The following is a 20543-nucleotide window of genomic DNA, read 5'->3' as shown; positions in this document are numbered from 1 at the left end:
CCGCCCTATTCGGCGGCCTTTTGCCCCGATGCGATGTGGGGTTTCGCGCCGCCCTCGTGGGGTAGCGCGTCCTCCCAGATCAGCTCGCGTCCACGCATTTTGCGCATCGCGCGTTCCAGCGCCAGATCACGCGCGGCGGCGCTGTCGATGCCTTGCATCAAGGCCGACAGCGCGCGCGTGCCGCGATAGGCGCCCGCATTGATCCAGACCCTGATTGACAGCAGCGCGGGCGTCAGCACCAGCGTCAGCACGGTCGCCGTGCCAAGGCCGAACACCACCGCCGTGGCCAGTTGTTTCCACCACATCGCCGTCGGGCTGTTGATCGAATAGCCGCCATTGAAGAAGTCGAGCGAGAGTCCGAACATCATCGGCGCAAGCCCCGCCATCGTGGTGATCGTGGTCAGCAGGACGGGGCGCAAGCGGGCCTCGGCGGTGCGGATGATCGCCTCGATCTGGGGCATATAGCGCGAGAATTCCTGATAGGTGTCGATCAGGATGATGTTGTTATTCACCACAATTCCCGCCAGCGCGACGATCCCCACGCCGGTCATGATGATCGAGAATTGCTGCCCCATCACCAACATCCCGATCAGCACCCCGGCGGTCGACAGGATCACTGCAAGAAGGACCAGCACCGCGTTGTAAAAGCTGTTGAATTGCGCCAGCAGGATCACGAACATCAGCGCCAGCGCGCCCGCGAAAGCCTGCATCAGAAAAGCTTGGCTTTCGGCCTGTTCCACCATGTCGCCCGACCATTCGTAGCTCACGCCATAGGGCAGATCGGCCTGCGTGCTCAGCCAGTCTTCGAGGGCGGCGATGCGCTCGTTTCCCGTGATCGGAGCCCCTGCGTCATTCGTCAGCCCCTCAAGCACATCGGCCTTGATATCATAGTATCGCGTCTGGTCGATCCGGTCGATCTGGCCGAGTTTTGGAACCGGCGTGCGGGTGATGAAATTGGCCAGCGGCACCAGCCCCTCCGAGGTGCGCAGTTTCAGCGTATCGAGCGTTGACAGCAGCCGGTCTTGTTCGGGCAGGCGGGCGCGGATCTCGATCTCCTCGTCGGAACTCGGCACCCGCATCGTGTCCAGCAAAAGGCCGCGCGTGACCAGTTGCACCATGCCGCCCACGGTCGCGACATCGGCACCAAAGCGCCCCGCGCGGGTGACATCCACGTCGATTTCCCAGTCGATGCCGGGCAGGGGGCGGGTGTCTTCGATCGCGGTGACGCCCTGCATCTGCGCCATATGGGCCTCGACAGCATCAACCGCCTGACCGAGTGTCGCGAAATCATCGCCCTTAAGGCGTAGCTGGATCGGCTTGCCAGAGCTTGGTCCGCGATCTTGCGCCAGATAATCGGCCTTGATGCCGGGGATCGTGGCGATCTTGGCCATGATCTTTTCCATCACCAGATCGCCCTTCAGCGCGGGGTCGGATTTGCGCGTCTCCCAAGGCGTCATCTCGACCTGAATCTGCCCGATCGTGTCGCGCGGTGCGCTGGCGCCGCCGGTATTCTGGTTCAACCCGCCTTCGCCCGCAAAGGAAAACACCGCCCCGACGCCCGGTGCGCCAAGCACACGCGATTCGGCCTCGCGCAGCAGGGCGTCTTTTTCCGACAGGCTAAGATTGCCGCGCGCGCGCACATAGACGATCGCCTGCTCAACCTCGGAATCGGTGAAAAATTGCGTGCCATTATTGTGCTTGCCGAAATAGCCGAAAGTGAAGATCACAGCGCCCACGATTACGGCAACGCTGACCAGCGGCATGATCGGATTGCCCGCGAGGAAGGCGATGACATGACCAAACGGGCGGCGGCGATATCCAGCCTCGATGGGGCGGCGTTTGCGCGCAGGCTTGGCGGCGGTCATCGTGATCGAGGCCGCCATCGCCGCCAGCACGAACAGCACCGCGCCGGGTAGCGAGGCGGCGAATTGCCCAGACGGGGTGTGCCCGCCCGACAGGTAAGCGGGGTTCAGCGTCAGCATCGCGCCCAAGAACACCAGCGCGACCGAGACAATCGCCAGCGCAAGGCGCAGCGGGTAGGGCCAGTGCTTGATCACGCCCGCGCCCATCTCAAGGCGGCGCGACAGACGGCCCGCGACGCCCCCCATCACCGGTAGATAGACCAGCGCCACCACCAGCGAGGCCGACAGCACAAAGATGATCGTGATCGGCAGCATGCCCATGAATTCGCCCGGAACACCCGGCCAGAACAGCATCGGCAGAAAGGCGCAGAGCGTGGTCGCGGTGGAGCTGACCACGGGCCAGAACATGCGCTTGGCGGCCTCGGTATAGGCGGCCATCGGACCCGAGCCTTCCGAGATCCGCTTATCGGCATATTCCACCACGACAATCGCGCCATCGACCAGCATCCCCACCGCCAGAATCAGCCCGAACATCACGATATTGGAGATCGGCACGCCCATCGCGCCCAGCAGCAGGAAGGTCAGCAAAAACGAGGTCGGGATCGCAAAGCCCACCAGCAGCGCCGAGCGCGTGCCAAGCGTCGCCAGCACCACGATCATCACCAGCGCAATCGCCGTCAGCACCGATCCCTCAAGCTGGCTGACCATCGCCCCCACGGTTTTCGACTGATCGAGCGAGATCCCCACATCGACCGCGCGTTGCAACGGCTCGGGCCAGCGCGCCTGCGCATCCGCCACCGTCTTGCGCACCAGATCGACCGTATCGATGATGTTGTAGCCCTTGCGCTTGACCACCTGCAGTGCGACCGTCGGCTGCCCGTTAAAGCGCGCGGTGCCGGTGCGATCCTCGAATGTCAGGCGGATATCGGCCAGATCGCCCAGCGTCACCATCCGCTCGCCATTCTTCTTGACGGGCAGGTTGTAGACGTCTTGCGCGGTCTCGAATGTGGCAGGGATCTTGACGGAAAACGCGCCGCCATCGGTTTCCACCACGCCCGCCGCGACCAACAGGTTGTTGGATTGCACGGTGGCGATCAGTTCAGGGGCTGTGACGTTGTAGGATTCCAGCCGCAGCGGGTCGATCACCACCTCGAGCATCTCGTCGCGATTGCCCGCGATCTGCGCCTCTAGGACAGGTTCCAGCCCCTCGACTTCATCCTGCAAATCGCGCGCAAGGCGTTGCAGCGTGCGCTCGGGGGCATTGCCAGACAGCGTGACGACGACAACCGGAAACTCGGAAAAATTGATCTCGTTGATCGAGTATTTTTCATAGCCGTCGGGGAACTTGCCCTCGGCGGTGTTCATCGCGTCGCGCACATCGGCGATGATCTTGGTCTTGTCCCAGCCGAAATCGAATTCCATCATCACGCCGGCATAGTTTTCCTGCGCGATGCCCGTCAGCTTGTCGAGCCCGTCAAGCCCGGCCAGTTCGGTCTCCATCGGCTTGACCAGCAGTTTTTCGGAATCGGTGGCCGAGATGCCGGGGAAGGGAACCGACACGAACAGCATCGGGATTTCGATATCGGGCTCGCCCTCTTTGGGTAGATTGAGATAGGCTGCAAGCCCCGCGACGATCGAGATCACCACGAAGGCGATCACCATGCGGGCGCGCGCTGCGGCCCAATCGACGATGCCCGTCATTGCGCGGGCGCCGTATCGGGGGCGGGCGTGCCGGGGCGCGGGGTGTCTTGGGCCACGTCGCCGGGGGCGTGATCGACAAGGGTGACGATGACGGGGGAGCCTTCGGTAACGTAATCCTGCCCCACGACGATCACATCAACGCGCTCGGGCAGGCCCGCCAGCCAGACACCGTCGGCGGTGTCGCGCAGGAAGGTGACGGGGGCGAAATGGGCCACGCCGTTGCGCGCAATCCGCACACCCAATTGCCCGTCATCATTAAGCGTCAACGCCGAGGCGGGCAGGAAATGCGCCTTGGTGCCATCGGCGGCGATAATCATTTCCACGGTCTGACCCTCGCGGATCGCGGCGTCGGGATTGGCGACCTCGGCCTCGACGGTAAAGGTGCGCGTGGTGGCATCGGCGCTTTGGGCAACGTAGGTGACGCGGCCCAGAATCTCGCGCCCCGTCGCCAGCCGCCCGCCAACTTGCGCGCCCGTTTTCACGCGGTCGATTTCGGTTTCGGGCACGTAGCCGACCAGTTTCATCGGGTTCAGCGCGATCACGGTGGCGCAAAGCCCGCCCGCGGCGAGGAAGGAGCCGATTTCAGCGGTTTCGCCTTCAAGGATGCCGTCGAAGGGCGCGGTGATCTTGAGGCGTGCGAGCTCGGTTTGTGCGGCTTCAACGCCTGCGGTTGCGGCCTCAAGGGCCGATAGCGCAGATGCGGCAGAAGTGTCAGAGCGATAGCCCCCCGCCTGCAATTTCTGCGCTGCCGTCGCGTTGAGTTGTGCCTCGGTCAGGCGGGCCTGCGCCTCGGCCAGCGCGGCGGGGCGGGTGCCGGGATCAAGCGCGCACAGCACATCGCCTTGCGTGACAGCGTGGCCCTTGGGCAGCGGTTCGGAAATCACCCGCGCCGAGGTCTCCGCGCGCAGCTCAACCCGGCGCGCCGCCTCGGTTTGACCGCGCGTCAACACCCCCTGATCGAGTGCGCGCGCCACCGAAGATACCGCCTGCACCGGCACCGCGCCCTCTGGCGTTTCGGCTTGCGCGGTGATCTCTGTCTCAGGTTCGCCGCCCGATTTTCCCGCAAATCCCATCAGGCGGTCGCGCTCAAACACCAGCAAATACAGCACGCCCAGCACGAGGATCGCGTTGATGATCGGGATCGGGCGCATGCTAAGGCTCCTGCGGCGGGCAATAGGAAACTATGCGAGAACAGCAGAGCGAACCGCATCGTTCAACTTAAGGTGAGGGGCGCGTGATCACAAGCCCGAGGCGTGCATGACGCGGCGGGCCTTGGCAGGCTTTGTGCAGCCGTGTAAGAGGGGCCGGAAGACTAGCGAAAAGAGGCACGCGTGAGCGAGACCGACAGTTTTATCGACGAAGTGACCGATGCGGTCCGCCAAGACAAACTTTTTGCGGCATTTCGCAAATGGGGGTGGGTCGGCGGTCTGGTGATCCTGGGCATCGTGGGCGGCACCGCGTGGAACGGCTATCAAAAAGAGCAGGCCAATGCCAAAGCGCGCGGCTTTGGCGATCAGGTGATGGCGGCGATGAACGGTCAGAATACCGATCCGGCGCTTGCCGCGATTGCCCCCGATGGTGCAGGGCGCGCGGCGGTTCTCAAGATTTTGCAGGGCGATCAGGCCGTGAGTGCGGGCAAGCCCAAAGAGGCGCTGGCCTTTTATGACGCCGCTGCCGCCGAGCCGGGCTTGCCGGTGTCGATCACGCAACTGGCGCAGCTAAAGGCGGTGATCGCGGCGGGACCGGACATGGACGCGGCCAAACGCGATGCGACGCTGGCCTTTCTGGCCACGCCGGGCGCGCCCTATCGTCTTTTGGCGATTGAGCAGCAGGCTGCGGTCAAACTGGCAGGTGGTGACAAGGACGGGGCGATTGCCTTGGCAAAACAGATCCTTGAGGACGCCGGGCTGACACCGGGCTTGCAACAACGCGCGACAGAGTTGATTGTGGCGCTGGGTGGCACGGTGCCGCCCGTGCCGGGGGCGGCTCAGGCGGCCCCGCAAGAGTAAAGTGACGATCAAAGCGGGCTTGCTGTAAAAGCAAGCTGATACAAGGCAGGGAGAACGGGCGTGAATCTGAGCAAGACTATCTTCGTGCTGGGGATGGCCGCGACATTGGCGGGCTGTTCTCCTAAAGAGGTCATCTTGCAGGGCGAGCGCCTGAGCCCGCGCGACGCGTTGCGCGCCCAAGAGGGGCTGCCGCCGCTGGCTGCTCCGGCAGATCATGCGCAGCCGATCAAGCTGCCCGCGCAGGTCTCCAATAGCGAATGGCCGCAACGCGGTGGTGCGCCCACCCATGCGCTGTTCAACGCCGCCATCGGCGCTGGCACCACGCCGATCTGGTCGGCCGATATCGGGGCGGGCAACGCCAAGCGGTATCGCATCACCGCTGATCCGATTGTCGGCGGGGGCCGGGTCTATACGCTGGATAGCCAAGCCCGCGTCAGTGCGACTGCGCTCAACGGTGCGCGTGTCTGGCAAACCGATATCACACCGCCCGGCGATCGTGACAGCGATGCCTCGGGTGGCGGCGTGGCTTATGACAAGGGCACGGTTTACGTCACCTCCGATTTCTCGGAACTGGTTGCGATTGATGCCGCCAGTGGCGCGATCAAATGGCGGCAGTATTTCGATGCTGGCGTTGGCGGTGCCCCCACCGTCGAGGGCGGCACGGTTTACGTTGTGGCGCGTGACAGCTCGGCTTGGGCGATCCGTGCGAGCGATGGCAAAGTGCTGTGGCAAGTGCCGGGCGCGCCCTCGGATTCGGGGATGACGGGCGTGTCCTCGCCTGCGGTCAACGGGCGTATGGTCGTGTTCCCCTTCCCGTCGGGCTTTATGTCGGGCGTGCTGCGCCAAAGCGGGATGCAGCTGTGGCAATCTAAGGTGCCGGGCGCGCGTCCCGGTGTGGCCTATGCCTCGATCGTTGATCTGACGGGCGACCCCGTCATTGTCGGCGATACCGTTTATGCGGGGGCTTCGACGGGCAAGCTGGCGGCGTTTGATGTGAATTCGGGTGCACGTCTTTGGACGGCGACCGAAGGGGCGAATTCGCCGGTGCAAGTGGCTGGCGGCTCGATTTTCCTGACCTCGGATGCGGGTCAGATCGTGCGGCTTAATGCAGCGACAGGCGAACAGATATGGGCGCGTGATCTGCCCTATTACGTCAAGGAAAAGCCCAAGAAACAGCGCACAATCACCGCCAACTACGGCCCCGTCCTTGCGGGTGGCAAGCTATTTGTCGCCTCGTCTGATGGAATCCTGCGGGTGTTCAACCCGGTGAATGGCGCGCTGATCGGGCAGGCCAATATCCCCGGCGGTGCGGCCTCTGACCCGGTTGTGGCGGGGCGTGTGCTGTACGTTGTGGGCGGCGACGGGAAACTGCACGCTTTCAAGTGACGCCATTCGGGTGTAAGGGGGCCGCTCGTATCCGCCCAAGGAGGGCACCATGAGCTTTACCCTGGCCATCGTCGGCCGCCCGAATGTCGGTAAATCGACCCTGTTCAACCGTCTGGTGGGCAAGCGTTTGGCGCTGGTCGACAACACCCCCGGCGTGACCCGCGATCTGCGCGAGGGCGATGGGCGGCTGGGCGATTTGCGCTTTATTGTCATCGATTCCGCCGGACTGGAACTGGCCGAGGATGACAGCCTGCAAGGCCGGATGCGCCGCCTGACCGAACGCGCCGTCGAAGAGGCCGACATCTGCCTGTTCCTGATTGACGCGCGCGTTGGCGTGACCCCGGCGGATGAGATTTTCGCCGATATTCTGCGCAAAAAGAACGCGCATGTGATTCTCGCCGCCAACAAGGCCGAGGGCGCTGCCGGCGATGCCGGTGCGCTTGAGGCGTGGTCTTTGGGCCTTGGCGAGCCTTTGCGCATTTCGGCAGAGCATGGCGAAGGTCTGGATGATCTTTACACCACTCTGGTGCCGCTGGCTGATGAGTTTGCAGAGCGTAACGCCGCCAACACGCCCGAAACCGATGTTGTGCTTGAGGGTGAGTTGGAAGAGGGCGATATCCCCGCCTATCAACCGCCCTCTGCTGCCAAACCGCTGCAGCTAGCCGTCATCGGGCGGCCCAATGCAGGTAAGTCTACGCTGATCAACAAGATCATCCGCGAAGACCGCCTGCTGACCGGCCCCGAGGCGGGGATCACCCGCGATGCGATCTCGGTGACCAACACGTTCATGGGCACGCCGATGCGGATCTGGGACACGGCCGGGATGCGCAAACGCGGCAAGATCAACGACAAGCTGGAAAAGCTGTCGGTGGCGGATGGCTTGCGCGCAGTGCGCTTTGCCGAGGTCGTCGTGGTCTTGCTTGACGTCAATATTCCCTTTGAAACCCAAGACTTGCGCATCGCCGATTTCGCCGAGACCGAGGGGCGCGCGGTGGTGGTTGCGGCCAATAAATGGGATCTCGAAGAGGACAAGCCCGAAAAGCTGAAGGAGCTGCGCGAGGCGTTTGAACGGCTGCTGCCGCAATTACGCGGCGCGCCGATGGTTACGGTTTCGGCCAAGACCGGCAAGGGCATCGACCGGCTGCACGCCGCGATCCTCAAGGCGCATGAGGTTTGGAACCGTCGCGTCACCACCGGCAAGCTGAACAACTGGCTTGGCGCGATGGTCGAGGCACACCCGCCGCCCGCTCCGGGTGGTCGCCGTATCAAGCTGCGCTACATCACGCAGGCCAAGACACGCCCGCCGGGATTTGTGGTGAAAACCACCTATGCCGACAAGATCCCCGCGAGTTACGAGCGCTATTTGATCAACGGTCTGCGTGAGGCGTTTGACATGCCCGGCACGCCGATCCGGCTGTATATGCGCGATCAGGGGCAGGATAACCCCTACAAAGATCGCAAAAAGTCGATCCCGTCGCGGCTGAAAAAACACGTCGATGCCAAGAAAAAGGCCGATCACAAAGAGACCGCCCGCAAGCGGCGTGAGAGCAAAAAGGGCGAGTGACCCGACATTTCGCATTAAAAAAGGGCCCCGTGATGGGGCCCTTTTTCGTGCATTGTCGGTGAGATCAGACGAGCGCGCCATCCACGAGCCGCGTTTTGCCGCCCAAGTAAGGGTGCAGCGCGGCGGGCAGGGTGACCGAGCCATCCTCTTGCTGGCCGTTTTCCAGCACCGCGATCAGGCAGCGCCCGACCGCCAGCCCCGAGCCGTTCAGCGTCGCGACGAAATCGGGCTTGCCGCCATCGGCGGGCTTGAAACGGCCATTCATCCGGCGCGCTTGAAACTGACCGCAGGTCGAGATCGAGGAAATCTCGCGATAGGTATCTTGGCCGGGCAGCCAGACCTCAAGGTCATAGGTTTTCTGCGCGCCAAAGCCGATATCGCCCGTGCACAGCACAACGCGGCGATAGGGTAGCTCCAGCGTTTCCAGCACTGCCTCGGCGCATTTGGTCATGCGCTCGTGCTCGGCCAGCGCCTCATCGGGGTGGCAGATCGTGACCATCTCGACCTTTTCGAACTGGTGTTGGCGCAGCATCCCCGAGGTGTCCTTGCCTGCCGATCCAGCCTCGGAGCGGAAGCAATTCGTGTGCGCGCACATGCGTTGGGGCAGGGCGCTGGCGTCGAAAATTTCGTTCGCGGCGTAATTGGTCAGCGTGACCTCGGCGGTAGGAATCAGCCACCAGCCATTCGTGGTCTGATAGCTGTCCTCGGAAAATTTCGGCAATTGTCCGGTGCCCAGCATTGCGGAATCGCGCACCAGAACCGGCGTGATGTTTTCGCTAAGATCATGCTGATCGACGTGCAGATCCAGCATGAACTGCGCGAGCGCGCGATGCACCCGCGCGACGCCGCCTTTCAGCACCACAAAGCGCGCGCCCGACAGTTTCGCCGCCGTTTCGAAATCCATCGCATTGCCGACGGCGGGCAGCTCGTAATGTTCCTTAGGTGCGAAATCAAAACTGCGCGGGGTGCCCCAGCGGCTGACTTCAACGTTTTCATCCTCATCCGCGCCATCTGGCACCTCATCAAGGGGCAAATTCGGGATCGTCAGCAGCAGGTCGCGCATCTTGGCGTCTAGATCGCCGGCCTCGGCCTGCATCGCGGCGACCTCGGATTTCTTCTCGCCCACCAAAGCGCGCAGGCGTTCGAACTCGGCGTCATCGCCCTTGGCTTTGGCGGCACCAACCTGTTTGGAGGCAGCGTTTTGCGCGGCCTGCGCGGTTTCGGCGGCGTGAATCGCGGCGCGACGGGCCTCATCCAGCGCCAGTAGCTCGGGAGAAATGGGCGAGAGCCCCCGGCGCGCAAGTTTGGCGTCGAAATTAGCGGGGTTTTCACGGATTGCGCGAATATCGTGCATCTCATCTCTCCAAGACTGTTGCGCCCACGGCTTTAGCGCATGAAACTGGCGCGTGAAAGCCCCCGGCCGATGCAACCCCGCCACAGCTCTCACGGGCTTGGCTTGCATAGAGGTTGAATTTCGCTGTAAAGGCTCACATTCAAGAACCGGAATATAACTGGCGAAACACGCGTCCGCCGGGATGGAAGGGAAACCGAGATGAAACTGATAGTCTTGCCGCTGGCATTTGCCCTGATGGTCCTGCCGGGATTGGTCATGGCCGCCGATGGGCCGATCACGGTCGAACCCCAGATCGTGACCGATTGGAAATCGGTTTACGGTCAGGTCGAGGCCAAAAACACCATCGCCGCGCGCGCGCAGCTTTCGGGCACCATCACCGAGCTGGACGTGACCGAGGGCGACAACGTGACTGCCGGGCAAACCATCGCCACGATCGTCGATCAGACGCTGGTCTATCAGATTGGTGCGGTGGATGCGCAGATCAACGCGTTGCAGGCCCAGCTTGATAACGCCAAGACCGAGTTGAAACGCGGTGAGGATCTGAAGGCGCGCGGCGTGTCGACCTCGCAAAACGTCGATCAATTGCAAACGCAGGTGAACGTTTATGAGGGCCAGATCGCCGCGCAACAGGCGCAGCGCAAGGTCTATCAGCAGCAGGAAAACTACGGCACGGTCACGGCGCCAATCGCGGGCAAGGTGGTGTCGGTTCCCGTGACCAAGGGCGCTGTCATCATGGCGGGCGAGACGATTGCGACGATTGGCGGGGGCGGGTTTTTCCTGCGCCTGTCGGTGCCCGAACGCCATGCCGATATGCTCAAGCAGGGTGATACGATCATGATCACCGATTCCGATGGCAAAGAGATCGAGGGCAAGCTGGCCAAGATTTATCCGCAAATCGAGGGCGGGCGCGTGCAGGCCGATGTCGAGGTGCCTGATCTGAATGCGCGCTTCGTGGCCGCCCGCGTGCTGGTCAAGCTGCCGATGGGTAATCGCCAGACCATCGTGGTGCCCGCAAGCTATATCGACACCCGCTCGGGGCTGGATTTCATCCGCGTCAAGGATGGTGATCGCACCTATGAGCGCACGGTCGTTCCCGGTGTGCGCATCAATATCGACGGGCAGGAAATGCTGGAAATTCTGACCGGGTTGAACCCGGGCGACGTGGTGGTGCCTCATGAGTGAGAAGACAACCGGGCCAGAGACGCCCGAAGACGATGTCGTGCACGGCAAGCTGGGCATTGCGGGCGCGCTGACGAAATCGTTCATCCGCTCGTCGCTGACGCCTTTGATGATTCTGGCCGCCGTTGCGGTGGGCATGGTGGCGCTGATTTCGCTACCGCGTGAGGAAGAGCCGCAAATCGCGGTGCCGATGGTCGATATCCACATTCAGGCGCCGGGGCTCAAGGCCGATGACGCGATGAAACTGGTGACCGAGCCGATGGAGACCATTGTGCAGGGCATCAATCAGGTCGAGCATGTCTATTCCCAAACGCAGGACGATTACGCGCTGGTGATGGCGCGCTTTAAGGTCGGCACCTCGGCGGATGCAGCCGTTTTGCGCGTGCATGAAAAGATGCAGGCCAATATGGACCGCATCCCCAAGGGCATCCCCGATCCGGTGATCGTGGGGCGTGGGATTGACGATGTGGCGATTGTCTCGCTGACCTTCACGGGCAAGGACGGCGCGCAGATCGACAGTGATGAACTCACCCGGATCGCGCGCGAAATGCAGACCGAAGTGACCAAGATCGGCAATGTCGGTCTGACCTATATCGTGGGCGAGGCGACCAACGAGATCCGCATTGAACCCGAGCCCGACAAGCTGGCGCTTTACGGCGTGACCTTGCAGCAGCTCTCGCAGAAAGTGACGCAGGCGAACCGCTCGTTCAACACCGGTACGATCCGCAATGAGGGTAAGCAAATCTCGCTGGCTGCCGGTAAGACGCTGGTCGCGCCGGCTGAAATCGCGGGTCTTTTGTTGACCACGCGCGACAATCGTCCCGTCTATGTGGCCGATGTCGCCAAGGTGTCGTATGTACCCGACGCCTCGGATAAGATCGTCTCGAACGTGCAGCGCGACAAGAACGGAAAGCTACAGCGCACCCCGGCTGTGACGCTGGCGATTGCCAAACGCGCAGGCTCGAACGCGGTGGTTGTTGCGGATCAGATCCTTGAGCGGATGCACCAGTTGCACGGCACGCTGATCCCCGATGATGTCGAGGTCAAAGTCACGCGCGATTACGGCGAAACCGCCAATGAAAAGGCCAACGAGCTGCTGTTCCACCTTGGGCTGGCGACGGTGTCGATCATCGGGCTGGTGCTGGTCGCGATTGGCTGGCGCGAATCCATCGTGGTGGCAATCGTCATTCCGGTGACGATTTTGCTGACGTTGTTTGCCGCCTATATCATGGGCTTTACGCTCAACCGGGTGTCGCTATTTGCGTTGATTTTTGCGATCGGGATTCTTGTCGATGACGCGATCGTAGTGATTGAAAACATCGCGCGGCATTGGGGGATGAAAGGGCCGGGGTCTCGTGTGACCAAGGCAATCGAGGCCGTCGCCGAGGTCGGCAACCCGACGATCGTGGCGACGCTCACGGTTGTAGTGGCGCTTTTGCCGATGCTCTTTGTGTCGGGCATGATGGGGCCTTACATGTCGCCTATTCCGGCGGTGGCCTCGGCGGCGATGGTGTTTTCGTTTTTCGTGGCCGTCATTATCACGCCTTGGCTGATGGTGAAGGTTGCCGGCAAGGCGGAGCTGCATAATCACGATGTTGATGATGGCCATGGAGGGCATCAGGTGGGCGGTCGTCTTGGCAAGATGTACGCCACCGTCGCGCGTCCGATCCTCAAAACCAAGGGTCGCGCGGGGCTGTTCCTGATCGTGGTGACGGTGCTGAGCTTTGGCTCTCTGGGGCTGCTTTACACCAAACACGTTACGGTCAAACTGCTGCCGTTTGATAACAAATCCGAGCTGTCGGTCGAGATCGACATGCCTGCGGGCACGTCAGTTGAAGAGACCGATAATGTCGCCCAACAGGTCGCGGATATCGTGACGGACATGCCCGAAGTGCTGGCGACGCAAACCCATGCAGGCACAGCGGCTCCGTTTAACTTCAACGGGCTGGTGCGCCATTACTACCTGCGCGAAGGCGGCAATAAGGGCGATGTCGAAATTCAGCTTCTGCCCAAGGCAGAGCGCGACCGCTCCAGCCATGAAATCGCCATCGACATCCGTGACAAGATCAAGGCAATCAAACTGCCCGAAGGCGCAAGCCTGAAGACGGTCGAACCGCCCCCCGGCCCGCCGGTGATCGCGACCCTTCTGGCCGAGGTCTACGGTCCCACTCCCAAGGTCCGTCGCGATGCTGCGCGCCAGATCGAAAAGGCCTTCAAGGAAGTGCCCTATATCGTGGATGTGGACAATTCCTTCGGCATTCAGCCAGACAAGCTGCGCGCGACGGTGAATTCAGACGATCTGGAATTCTACTCGGTCTCGGAAGGCGATGTCTGGGACACGCTGGCGATGCTGAACGGCTCGACCACGGTGGGCTATTCCCATCGCGGCAAAGAACGCCAGCCGATCCCGATCGTGATGGAGCGCTCGAAATCCAACAAGGTGATGAACGAGAACACGCTGTCCACGCCAATTCCGGCCAATGTTCTGCCCGGCGCACGCGGTGTGGTGGAACTGGGCGATGTCGTGAGCGTGGCCAAAGAGAAGGCGTCCTACCCGATCTTCCGCCATAACGGGCGCGAGGCCGAGATGGTCACGGCCGAACTCGCCGGCCAGTTCGAGGCGCCGCTTTATGGCATGTTGGCGGTCGATAATATCATCAACAACATGCAATGGGCGCCGGGTGAAAAGCCGACGATCTCGTTCCACGGCCAGCCGCAGGACGAAAGCCATGTCACGCTGCTCTGGGATGGCGAATGGGAGGTGACCTGGGTCACGTTCCGCGACATGGGCGCGGCCTTCGCGGTGGCTCTGCTCGGGATCTATATCCTCGTCGTGGCGCAGTTTGGCAGTTTCCGCCTGCCGCTGGTGATCCTGACGCCGGTGCCACTGACCTTCCTTGGCATCATGCTGGGCCACTGGATCTTCCACGCGCCGTTCTCGGCCACCTCGATGATTGGTTTTATCGCGCTGGCAGGGATTATCGTGCGCAACTCGATCCTGCTGGTCGATTTCATCCGACACGCAGATGAAACCGGCAAAACCAAGACCGAGATCCTGATCGAGGCCGGTGCGATCCGCTTCAAGCCGATCCTGCTGACGGCGGTGGCGGCGATGATCGGCGCGGTGGTGATCTTGGCGGACCCGATCTTTCAGGGTCTGGCGATCTCGTTGCTGTTCGGTCTGCTCAGCTCGACCTTGCTGACGGTGCTGGTGATCCCCGCGATCTATCGGATCTTTAAGACCTGATCGGGGATCATGCGAAACACGAGCGCCCGCGCGAGGATACCCCCTCACGCGGGCGCTTGTTTAAGCGGCTTTAACTAAAACGAGCGACGCGCTTGGGGATAGGGCAGGAGCCTCCGGCGGGAGTATTTTGCGCTAGATGAAATACAAGCGCGCCTCCCCATTTCATCTAGCCGGAAATACTCCCGCCGGAGGCATCCAACGGGATAATCTGGCCTGCGCGATGATAGGCTTACTCGGGCTGGAAGCCGTGGATCAATTGGCGCAATCCGATCAGCCCGCCGATGACGATAGAGGCGAGCGTGACGGGGGCGGAAAAGGCCAGCACCGACATCGCGCTCACACCTTGGCCGATAGAGCAACCCAGCGCGATAGTGCCGCCGATCCCCATCAGGGCCGCGCCGCCGACCTGACGGCCCAGCTCACGCGGGTCTTCGCAGGCCTCCCAGCGAAACAACCCGCGGATAAGTGACCCCGAGAGCGCGCCCACAAGCACGCCCGCCACAAGCCCGACGGAAAACGTGATGCCGCCCGCCGTGGAGGTCATGAAATACAGGATCGTGCGGCCTAAGGGGGCGGTGAAGGAGGGGGCCTCGACGCCGGTTGCGCCCATGCTCTCGCCATACAGCCACGAGGTGCCAATCAGGCACCAGACAACCGCCAGACCTGCAGCGACCCCCCACGCCACGCGGCGGGGATCTGTGCGCAGCGGCTTGTAAGACAGCCCCCACGCAAGAAAGCCCGCCGCGATCGGCAGGGCAAAGACCAAGGGGGACAGGCCGCTGCGGGCCGATAGCCAATGTGCGATGCCCTGAGGCGCGGATGCGGGGTCTTGCGCAAAGATCAGCAGGCGCAGATGGGCGAGTGGCCCCGAGAGCGTGACAAAGGCAAAGATGCCCATCACGACGACCACGACCAACGCGCGCAGATCACCACCACCAAAGCGCACCAGCGCCCCAAAGCCGCAATTGCCCGCCATCGCCATGCCATAGCCAAACAGCAGCCCGCCTACGATAGAGGCGAGCGGCGACCATTGGATCGTGTGATAGAAGCTGTGGGTGATGTCGGCCCAGCCCAAGGCCTCGGCCAAGAAGGAACCGGTGATCGCCACGGCCAGCACCACGCCCCAAAGTCGCACGCGGCGTTGATCTTCACCGTAAGCGGCGCTTTCCAGCGCGCCCAGCGTGCAGAAATCGCCCAGCCGCGCCGCCAATCCCAGCACTGCGCCGCCGATCAGCCCGACCAGAGCGGCCAGCACGCCTATTGGAAGGTTTTCCATTTCGCGCCTCCCTTCCGGGCAGGTGTGGCCCGGCTTCCAAACTGAGCGTTTCGCAAGACCGATATCTAATCAGTGCTGCAAAACATTTCGTAAACCACTTCAATCAGGCGCCGCGCGCGCGGATCAGACAGGGTGTAATAGATCGCCTTGCCCTCGCGGCGCGAACTGACAAGCCCCTCAAGGCGTAGCCGTGCAAGCTGTTGGCTGACCGCAGCCTGGCGCGATTCGAGCAGGTTTTCCAACTCGGTCACCGATTTTTCGCCCGAACTGAGATGGCATAGAATCATCAGCCGCCCTTCATGGGCGAGCGCCTTCATCAGGTTCGAGGCATCTTGGGCGCGCAACATCAGCTCTTCTGCGTCCAGACGTGCGCATTTCCCGTTCTGGCTTGGAACGGGAGGGGTTAGGTCGTGATCGCGCCCATCTGGTGCCATTTGTCGCACCGCCATTTCCTTCTTGCAGGCCGCATCAAAAGACGTAGCCGAACTGGTCAAACTAAACAGGCTTTAGCACGGCGATTCGCTGGAACAAAGCCTCGCCGTTTATATTTCGGCGAAAACGCAGAGGCTATTGCGCCGCTGACGGTAAATCGGCACCCGCTTTTTGCAGCGCTTGGCCGAGCAGGCCCCAGAAAAAGTCTTCGCTTGCATAGCCCTCGATCCGGGCAATTTCCGTGCCGTTATCAAGTAAAACAAAGGTCGGTGTATAGATCGCCTTGCCGCCGGTGAGGGTGACGCCCCCGGGCATGGGTTGGTGCAAATCGGTGCGCTCAAGTGGCGCGATCTGGCCTTCGGGGGTCTTGGGATAGATCGGGCCAAGATCGTTATTCCACATCCGGCAATAGACGCAGCCCGCCTGTTCGATCATCAGCAGGCGAAAGCGCGATTGCGTTTGTGGCGCCGGGTCGCTGGCGGGGGCGGTCGTGGCCGGATTGGGCGGCGGGGCGGTATCAGCCCATCCGAGCGTTGGCGCAACGGCCATCACGGCAGCGAGAAAAATCGCGCAGGCAGACTCACGGATCATTGACGATACTCCCATTACATATAAAGATCGTAATATGTTTCACGGGGGCGTCAAGAAACGGTTGGGAGGCCGTTGCCCTTTATTTGGGAGGTTTCCTTACCGATGGATATAAGTTTCGGGGGCGCATTTTTTGCTGGCCTGCTATCATTCCTGACGCCCTGCATTTTGCCTATGGTGCCGTTTTATCTGTCTTACATGGCCGGATTGTCGATGAGCGAGTTGCGCAGCGATGGTGCGATTGCGCGCGGGGCGCAGATGCGCATGGTCGCCTCGGCGGTGGCATTCGCTCTGGGTGTGACGACGATTTTTGTGCTGATGGGGATGGGCGCGACCGCGCTTGGCTCGGCGTTTCGCGAATGGATGGGGCCGCTGTCTTATGTTGCGGCGGCGATCCTGCTGGTCTTCGGGCTGCATTTCCTGGGCGTGATCCGCATTCCGTTCCTCTATCGTGAGGCGCGCATGGAATCCAAAACCGATCCCTCCACATTCTTTGGCGCTTATGTGATGGGGCTAGCCTTTGGCTTTGGCTGGACGCCCTGCGTTGGCCCGGCCTTGGCGGCGATTTTGATGGTTGCCTCGGGGATGGGAGATATCTCGCAAGGCGGGCTGCTGCTGTTCCTCTATGGCATCGGGATGACCTTCCCCTTTGTGATTGCGGCCTTCTTTACCAAGCCGTTCCTTGCGTTGATGCGCCGCCACCAGTCCAAACTGGCCTATGTGGAAAAGGCAATGGGGGTGATGTTGATTGTGTTTGCGATCTTGATTGTGACCGGCGGTTTGCGCTGGATCGGGCAATTCTTGATCGAGGTGATGCCCAGCGGGAGTCTGGGCTGAGCAATGGGAGAGAGATGATGCGTTTTTTGACTTCTACCTTTGGGGCGATCCTGGCCTGCGTGATGCTGGCGCTGCCGGTGGCGGCCGCAGAACTTGGCGATGACGGACTGCACAAAGAGCCGTGGTTCCAGGATACGTTCAAGGATATGTCCGACGATCTGGCCTCGGCCAATGAGGCGGGCAAACGGTTTCTGGTGATCTGGGAGCAGCGCGGCTGCATCTATTGCAAGAAGATGCATGAAGAGGTGTTCTCGGACCCCGAGATCGCGAAATTCATCACCGATAACTATTACGTCGTGCAGATGAACCTGTTTGGCGATGTCGAGGTCACCGATTTTGACGGTGAATCGCTGCCCGAAAAAGAGATGGCAATGAAGTGGGGGGTGATGTTCACGCCCACCATGATGTTCTTCCCCGAGAGTGTCGATGGCGTGGCCGCAAACAAGGCCGCCGTGGCGCAAATGCCCGGCGCTTTTGGCAAGGGCACGACGAAGGCGCTTTTGACCTGGGTGAAGAATCACGGCTACGAGAGCGGTCAGAATTTCCAGAAATATGTCGCCGAGCAGATGGCGCAGTAATCACGCCCAAGTGATCGGTTTTTCAGCAAGGCCCCGCATGGAAAAATCTGTGCGGGGCTTTTCTGCACCTGCGATATGCGTTGTTTCTAAAAGGTTTTCTTTGATGTGTCTGGCGGAACATATCGGAAAATATGCGAAATTTTGAATTTATCATTGCGCCATACTGACGCACTCGCTTAAATGTGTCTCAGGGAGAGAATTTGGGAGGACTTCTATGAAACGCCACGTTGCGTTGGCCGCAGTGGCCGCCACGTTCGCCGCTACCGCCGCGTTCGCCGAGACCGCGCCGATGGATGTAAAGTTCACCGACATTGGGGAAGTAACGACGTCACTGACCGGCCAGCCGGGCGATCCGTCGAAGGGGGCAGAAATTGCGTCGACCAAGTCGCTGGGCAACTGCGTGTCCTGCCATGTCGTGTCGGCGCTTGATGCGTCTTTTCAGGGCAATGTCGGCCCCGAGCTGAACGGTGCAGCCGATCGCTGGAGCGAAGCCCAACTGCGCGGCATCGTCATTGACGCCAAGCATACGTTCGAGGGCACCGTCATGCCCGGCATGTATAAAACCGGACCGTTCATTCGTCCCGGCGATGGTTATACCGGCAAGGCTGCGCCTGCCGATCTGCCGCCGATCCTGAACGGTCAACAAGTAGAGGATGTGGTCGCCTTTCTTATGACGCTTAAGGAAGAGTGACCTTTTCTGAGTAACCCGAGAGGAGAGAGACAAGATGACGATGACCAGACGTGACGCGCTGGCGCTGGCGATGGGCGGCTTTGCTGTCTCGGTGCTGCCGCTGCCCGCGCTGGCCGATGCTACGGCCGATGCGATCGCGAAATTCACCGGCGGCGCGACCGCAGGAGAGGGCGGACTGACGCTGACCGCTCCCGAGATCGCCGAAAACGGCAACACGGTCCCGGTTTCGGTTGACGCACCCGGCGCCACCGAGATCGCGATTTACGCCCCCGGCAACCCGACGCCCGATGTCGCGACATTCAAGTTCGGCCCGCTGGCCGGCTCGCAAGCCGCCTCGATCCGCATCCGCCTGTCGAAAACGCAGGATCTGGTTGCCGTCGCAAAGATGGCCGATGGCAGCTTCGTGCAAGCGAAATCGACCGTGAAAGTCACCATCGGCGGCTGCGGCGGCTGATCGGATAGCAGGAGAGACATGATATGAAAAACGTCAAACCCCGCGTGAAAGTGCCGAAGAAAGCGTCCGCTGGTGAAGTCATCACCATCAAGACCCTGATCTCGCACCCGATGGAATCGGGTCAGCGCAAAGACAAAGACGGCAATGTGATCCCGCGGGAAATCATCAACCGTTTTACCTGCGATTTCAACGGCGAGAACGTGATCGACGTCACGCTCGACCCGGCTGTTTCGACCAACCCCTATATCGAATTCGACGCCAAAGTGCCCGAAGCCGGTGAGTTCAAATTCACCTGGTATGATGATGACGGGTCTATCTACGAAGACAGCAAGAAAATTGCGATCGGCTAAGCCATAAGGCAATGCCGCAGGGGCGAAGGGAATGCCCCTACCAAGGATAACTCTGCGCCCGATTGGGGAGATCGACGGGCGCAGAGGTCACCCAGGGAGGACCAGAGATATGACGCTGCGCACCAGCCGCACCATCCTTGCCGCCACCGCCGTTCTGGCGCTGTGCACTGCGCCTTTGCGCGCGGAAATGGCGGATGACGAACTTAACATCAACGGCGATACGCCGATCGTAACCAAGGCACCTGCTGCCGATTTCCTCAAGGGTCACCTTGATGAGGTTTACTCGGGCTGGCTGTTCCGCACCGACAGCTCGCGGGCGATGGAGCAAGATGACTTCGACAATCCGATCATGGTCTTTGGTGAACAAGGCATGGACAACTGGAATGTCGCGGACGGCTCCGAGGGCAAGTCTTGCGCAGATTGCCACGGCGACATCGAAGAGGGCATGAAAGGCGTGCGCGCCAAGATGCCCCATCTCAACGCCAAGGGCGAGCTGTGGTCGATGGAAAACTACATCAACGACTGCCGCACCGAGCGCATGGGTGCCGAAGCCTGGGGCTGGGATAGCGGCCCGATGAAGAACATGACGGTTGCGATCGCGGTTCAGTCGCGCGGCATGCCCGTGAACGTCAAGATCGACGGCGATGCTGCCCCGTTCTGGGAAAAAGGCAAAGAGATGTATTACACGCGTTATGGTCAGCTAGAGCTGTCCTGCGCGTCCTGCCATGAAGAAAACTATGGCAATTACATCCGCGCCGACCACCTGAGCCAAGGCCAGTTGACCGGTTTCCCGGTGTATCGTCTGAAGAATGCGGGCGTGGTGTCGATCCACAACCGCTTCAAGGGCTGCATCCGCGATACCCGCGCCGAGACCTTCAAGCCGGGCTCGCAAGAGTTCCGCAATCTCGAGCTGTATGTCGCCTCGCGCGGCACGGGTCTTGAGATCGAAGGCGGCGGCGTTCGTCCTTAAATAGGTCTGCGCGCGGGGCAGGGGAAACCTTTGTCCCGCGCGTGTCTTTCGGACATATTCAATTT

17 protein-coding genes are annotated in these 20543 nt (G+C 61.4%); 11 read left to right on the top strand and 6 right to left on the bottom strand.

All coding sequences use genetic code 11. From position 1 onward, the window contains the following. Window positions 1-5: 5 nt before the first annotated feature. Entirely contained in the window at window positions 6-3563 is a 3558-nt protein-coding gene (locus DT23_RS01260; RefSeq protein ID WP_038127351.1) for an efflux RND transporter permease subunit, read from the bottom strand. Then, the gene (locus tag DT23_RS01255) at window positions 3560-4714 is read right to left on the bottom strand and encodes an efflux RND transporter periplasmic adaptor subunit (protein ID WP_081846870.1); all 1155 of its coding nucleotides are present in this window, start codon (window positions 4712-4714) and stop codon (window positions 3560-3562) included. The genes DT23_RS01260 and DT23_RS01255 overlap by 4 nt, the downstream gene beginning before the upstream one ends. Window positions 4715-4894: 180 nt before the next feature. Here DT23_RS01255 and DT23_RS01250 point away from each other — a divergent pair, with 180 nt between their 5' ends. Genes DT23_RS01250 through der form a run of 3 tightly spaced genes read left to right on the top strand, consistent with a single transcriptional unit; the run spans window position 4895 to window position 8522 of the window. After that, on the top strand, window positions 4895-5572 hold the full coding sequence (locus DT23_RS01250) for a hypothetical protein (RefSeq protein ID WP_038127347.1): 678 nt from the start codon (window positions 4895-4897) through the stop codon (window positions 5570-5572). A 60-nt stretch (window positions 5573-5632) separates the two neighbouring features. After that, on the top strand, window positions 5633-6958 hold the full coding sequence (locus tag DT23_RS01245) for an outer membrane protein assembly factor BamB family protein (protein ID WP_240473514.1): 1326 nt from the start codon (window positions 5633-5635) through the stop codon (window positions 6956-6958). A 49-nt stretch (window positions 6959-7007) separates the two neighbouring features. Next, the gene (der, locus tag DT23_RS01240; RefSeq protein WP_038127344.1) at window positions 7008-8522 is read left to right on the top strand and encodes a ribosome biogenesis GTPase Der; all 1515 of its coding nucleotides are present in this window, start codon (window positions 7008-7010) and stop codon (window positions 8520-8522) included. 64 nt (window positions 8523-8586) lie between these two features. Here the strand turns inward: der and serS are convergent, their stop codons facing one another. Next, a complete protein-coding gene (gene serS / locus DT23_RS01235; RefSeq protein ID WP_038127342.1) occupies window positions 8587-9876 on the bottom strand; it encodes a serine--tRNA ligase in 1290 nt (429 codons plus the stop codon). 198 nt (window positions 9877-10074) lie between these two features. On the opposite strand from serS, the gene DT23_RS01230 reads away from it, so the two are divergent. Together DT23_RS01230 and DT23_RS01225 are read left to right on the top strand one after the other, a co-directional pair. Then, complete coding sequence (locus DT23_RS01230; RefSeq protein ID WP_038127340.1) at window positions 10075-11058, top strand: efflux RND transporter periplasmic adaptor subunit; 984 nt, start codon at window positions 10075-10077, stop codon at window positions 11056-11058. Beyond that, window positions 11051-14302, top strand: a complete 3252-nt coding sequence (locus DT23_RS01225) for an efflux RND transporter permease subunit (protein WP_051696955.1) — start codon at window positions 11051-11053, stop codon at window positions 14300-14302. Before DT23_RS01230 ends, DT23_RS01225 begins: the two co-directional genes overlap by 8 nt. A 229-nt stretch (window positions 14303-14531) precedes the next feature. On the opposite strand, the gene DT23_RS01220 is transcribed toward DT23_RS01225, so the two are convergent. The 3 genes from DT23_RS01220 to DT23_RS01210 all read right to left on the bottom strand — a co-directional run bounded on the left by DT23_RS01220 (window position 14532) and on the right by DT23_RS01210 (window position 16601). Next, the gene (locus DT23_RS01220) at window positions 14532-15578 is read right to left on the bottom strand and encodes a YeeE/YedE family protein (RefSeq protein WP_038127337.1); all 1047 of its coding nucleotides are present in this window, start codon (window positions 15576-15578) and stop codon (window positions 14532-14534) included. A gap of 65 nt (window positions 15579-15643) precedes the next feature. After that, window positions 15644-15925: an ArsR/SmtB family transcription factor gene (locus DT23_RS01215; RefSeq protein ID WP_038127713.1), complete on the bottom strand. Its 282-nt coding sequence runs from the start codon at window positions 15923-15925 to the stop codon at window positions 15644-15646. Between the two features lie 220 nt (window positions 15926-16145). After that, entirely contained in the window at window positions 16146-16601 is a 456-nt protein-coding gene (locus tag DT23_RS01210; RefSeq protein ID WP_240473513.1) for a thioredoxin domain-containing protein, read from the bottom strand. Between the two features lie 102 nt (window positions 16602-16703). Between DT23_RS01210 and DT23_RS01205 the strand changes: the two genes are divergently transcribed. The 6 genes from DT23_RS01205 to soxA all read left to right on the top strand — a co-directional run bounded on the left by DT23_RS01205 (window position 16704) and on the right by soxA (window position 20478). Beyond that, window positions 16704-17435, top strand: a complete 732-nt coding sequence (locus DT23_RS01205) for a cytochrome c biogenesis CcdA family protein (protein WP_038127336.1) — start codon at window positions 16704-16706, stop codon at window positions 17433-17435. A 17-nt stretch (window positions 17436-17452) separates the two neighbouring features. After that, a complete protein-coding gene (locus DT23_RS01200; protein WP_038127711.1) occupies window positions 17453-18013 on the top strand; it encodes a thioredoxin family protein in 561 nt (186 codons plus the stop codon). Between the two features lie 214 nt (window positions 18014-18227). Beyond that, complete coding sequence (soxX, locus tag DT23_RS01195; protein ID WP_038127332.1) at window positions 18228-18704, top strand: sulfur oxidation c-type cytochrome SoxX; 477 nt, start codon at window positions 18228-18230, stop codon at window positions 18702-18704. A 34-nt stretch (window positions 18705-18738) separates the two neighbouring features. Next, window positions 18739-19158 (top strand): thiosulfate oxidation carrier protein SoxY, encoded by a 420-nt coding sequence (gene soxY, locus DT23_RS01190; RefSeq protein WP_038127330.1) that lies wholly within the window; start codon window positions 18739-18741, stop codon window positions 19156-19158. Between the two features lie 23 nt (window positions 19159-19181). After that, a complete protein-coding gene (soxZ, locus tag DT23_RS01185; protein ID WP_038127328.1) occupies window positions 19182-19508 on the top strand; it encodes a thiosulfate oxidation carrier complex protein SoxZ in 327 nt (108 codons plus the stop codon). 109 nt (window positions 19509-19617) lie between these two features. Continuing rightward, window positions 19618-20478, top strand: a complete 861-nt coding sequence (gene soxA, locus DT23_RS01180; protein ID WP_038127326.1) for a sulfur oxidation c-type cytochrome SoxA — start codon at window positions 19618-19620, stop codon at window positions 20476-20478. The last annotated feature ends 65 nt before the right edge of the window (window positions 20479-20543 follow it).

Source organism: Thioclava indica (genome assembly GCF_000714545.1).
Taxonomy (GTDB): Bacteria; Pseudomonadota; Alphaproteobacteria; order Rhodobacterales; family Rhodobacteraceae; genus Thioclava; species Thioclava indica.
The sequence above is the reverse complement of the archived record's forward strand: the minus strand, read 5'-3'. Positions and strand labels throughout refer to the sequence as shown.

What these genes read in the sequence shown, in the direction of transcription:
- DT23_RS01260 (WP_038127351.1), bottom strand. Translation starts at nt 3,563, where the DNA reads ATGACGGGCATCGTCGATTGGGCCGCAGCGCGCGCCCGCATGGTGATC.
- DT23_RS01255 (WP_081846870.1), bottom strand. Translation starts at nt 4,714, where the DNA reads ATGCGCCCGATCCCGATCATCAACGCGATCCTCGTGCTGGGCGTGCTG.
- der (WP_038127344.1), top strand. Translation starts at nt 7,008, where the DNA reads ATGAGCTTTACCCTGGCCATCGTCGGCCGCCCGAATGTCGGTAAATCG.
- serS (WP_038127342.1), bottom strand. Translation starts at nt 9,876, where the DNA reads ATGCACGATATTCGCGCAATCCGTGAAAACCCCGCTAATTTCGACGCC.
- DT23_RS01230 (WP_038127340.1), top strand. Translation starts at nt 10,075, where the DNA reads ATGAAACTGATAGTCTTGCCGCTGGCATTTGCCCTGATGGTCCTGCCG.
- DT23_RS01225 (WP_051696955.1), top strand. Translation starts at nt 11,051, where the DNA reads ATGAGTGAGAAGACAACCGGGCCAGAGACGCCCGAAGACGATGTCGTG.
- DT23_RS01220 (WP_038127337.1), bottom strand. Translation starts at nt 15,578, where the DNA reads ATGGAAAACCTTCCAATAGGCGTGCTGGCCGCTCTGGTCGGGCTGATC.
- DT23_RS01215 (WP_038127713.1), bottom strand. Translation starts at nt 15,925, where the DNA reads ATGTTGCGCGCCCAAGATGCCTCGAACCTGATGAAGGCGCTCGCCCAT.
- DT23_RS01210 (WP_240473513.1), bottom strand. Translation starts at nt 16,601, where the DNA reads ATGATCCGTGAGTCTGCCTGCGCGATTTTTCTCGCTGCCGTGATGGCC.
- DT23_RS01205 (WP_038127336.1), top strand. Translation starts at nt 16,704, where the DNA reads ATGGATATAAGTTTCGGGGGCGCATTTTTTGCTGGCCTGCTATCATTC.
- DT23_RS01200 (WP_038127711.1), top strand. Translation starts at nt 17,453, where the DNA reads ATGCGTTTTTTGACTTCTACCTTTGGGGCGATCCTGGCCTGCGTGATG.
- soxX (WP_038127332.1), top strand. Translation starts at nt 18,228, where the DNA reads ATGAAACGCCACGTTGCGTTGGCCGCAGTGGCCGCCACGTTCGCCGCT.
- soxY (WP_038127330.1), top strand. Translation starts at nt 18,739, where the DNA reads ATGACGATGACCAGACGTGACGCGCTGGCGCTGGCGATGGGCGGCTTT.
- soxZ (WP_038127328.1), top strand. Translation starts at nt 19,182, where the DNA reads ATGAAAAACGTCAAACCCCGCGTGAAAGTGCCGAAGAAAGCGTCCGCT.
- soxA (WP_038127326.1), top strand. Translation starts at nt 19,618, where the DNA reads ATGACGCTGCGCACCAGCCGCACCATCCTTGCCGCCACCGCCGTTCTG.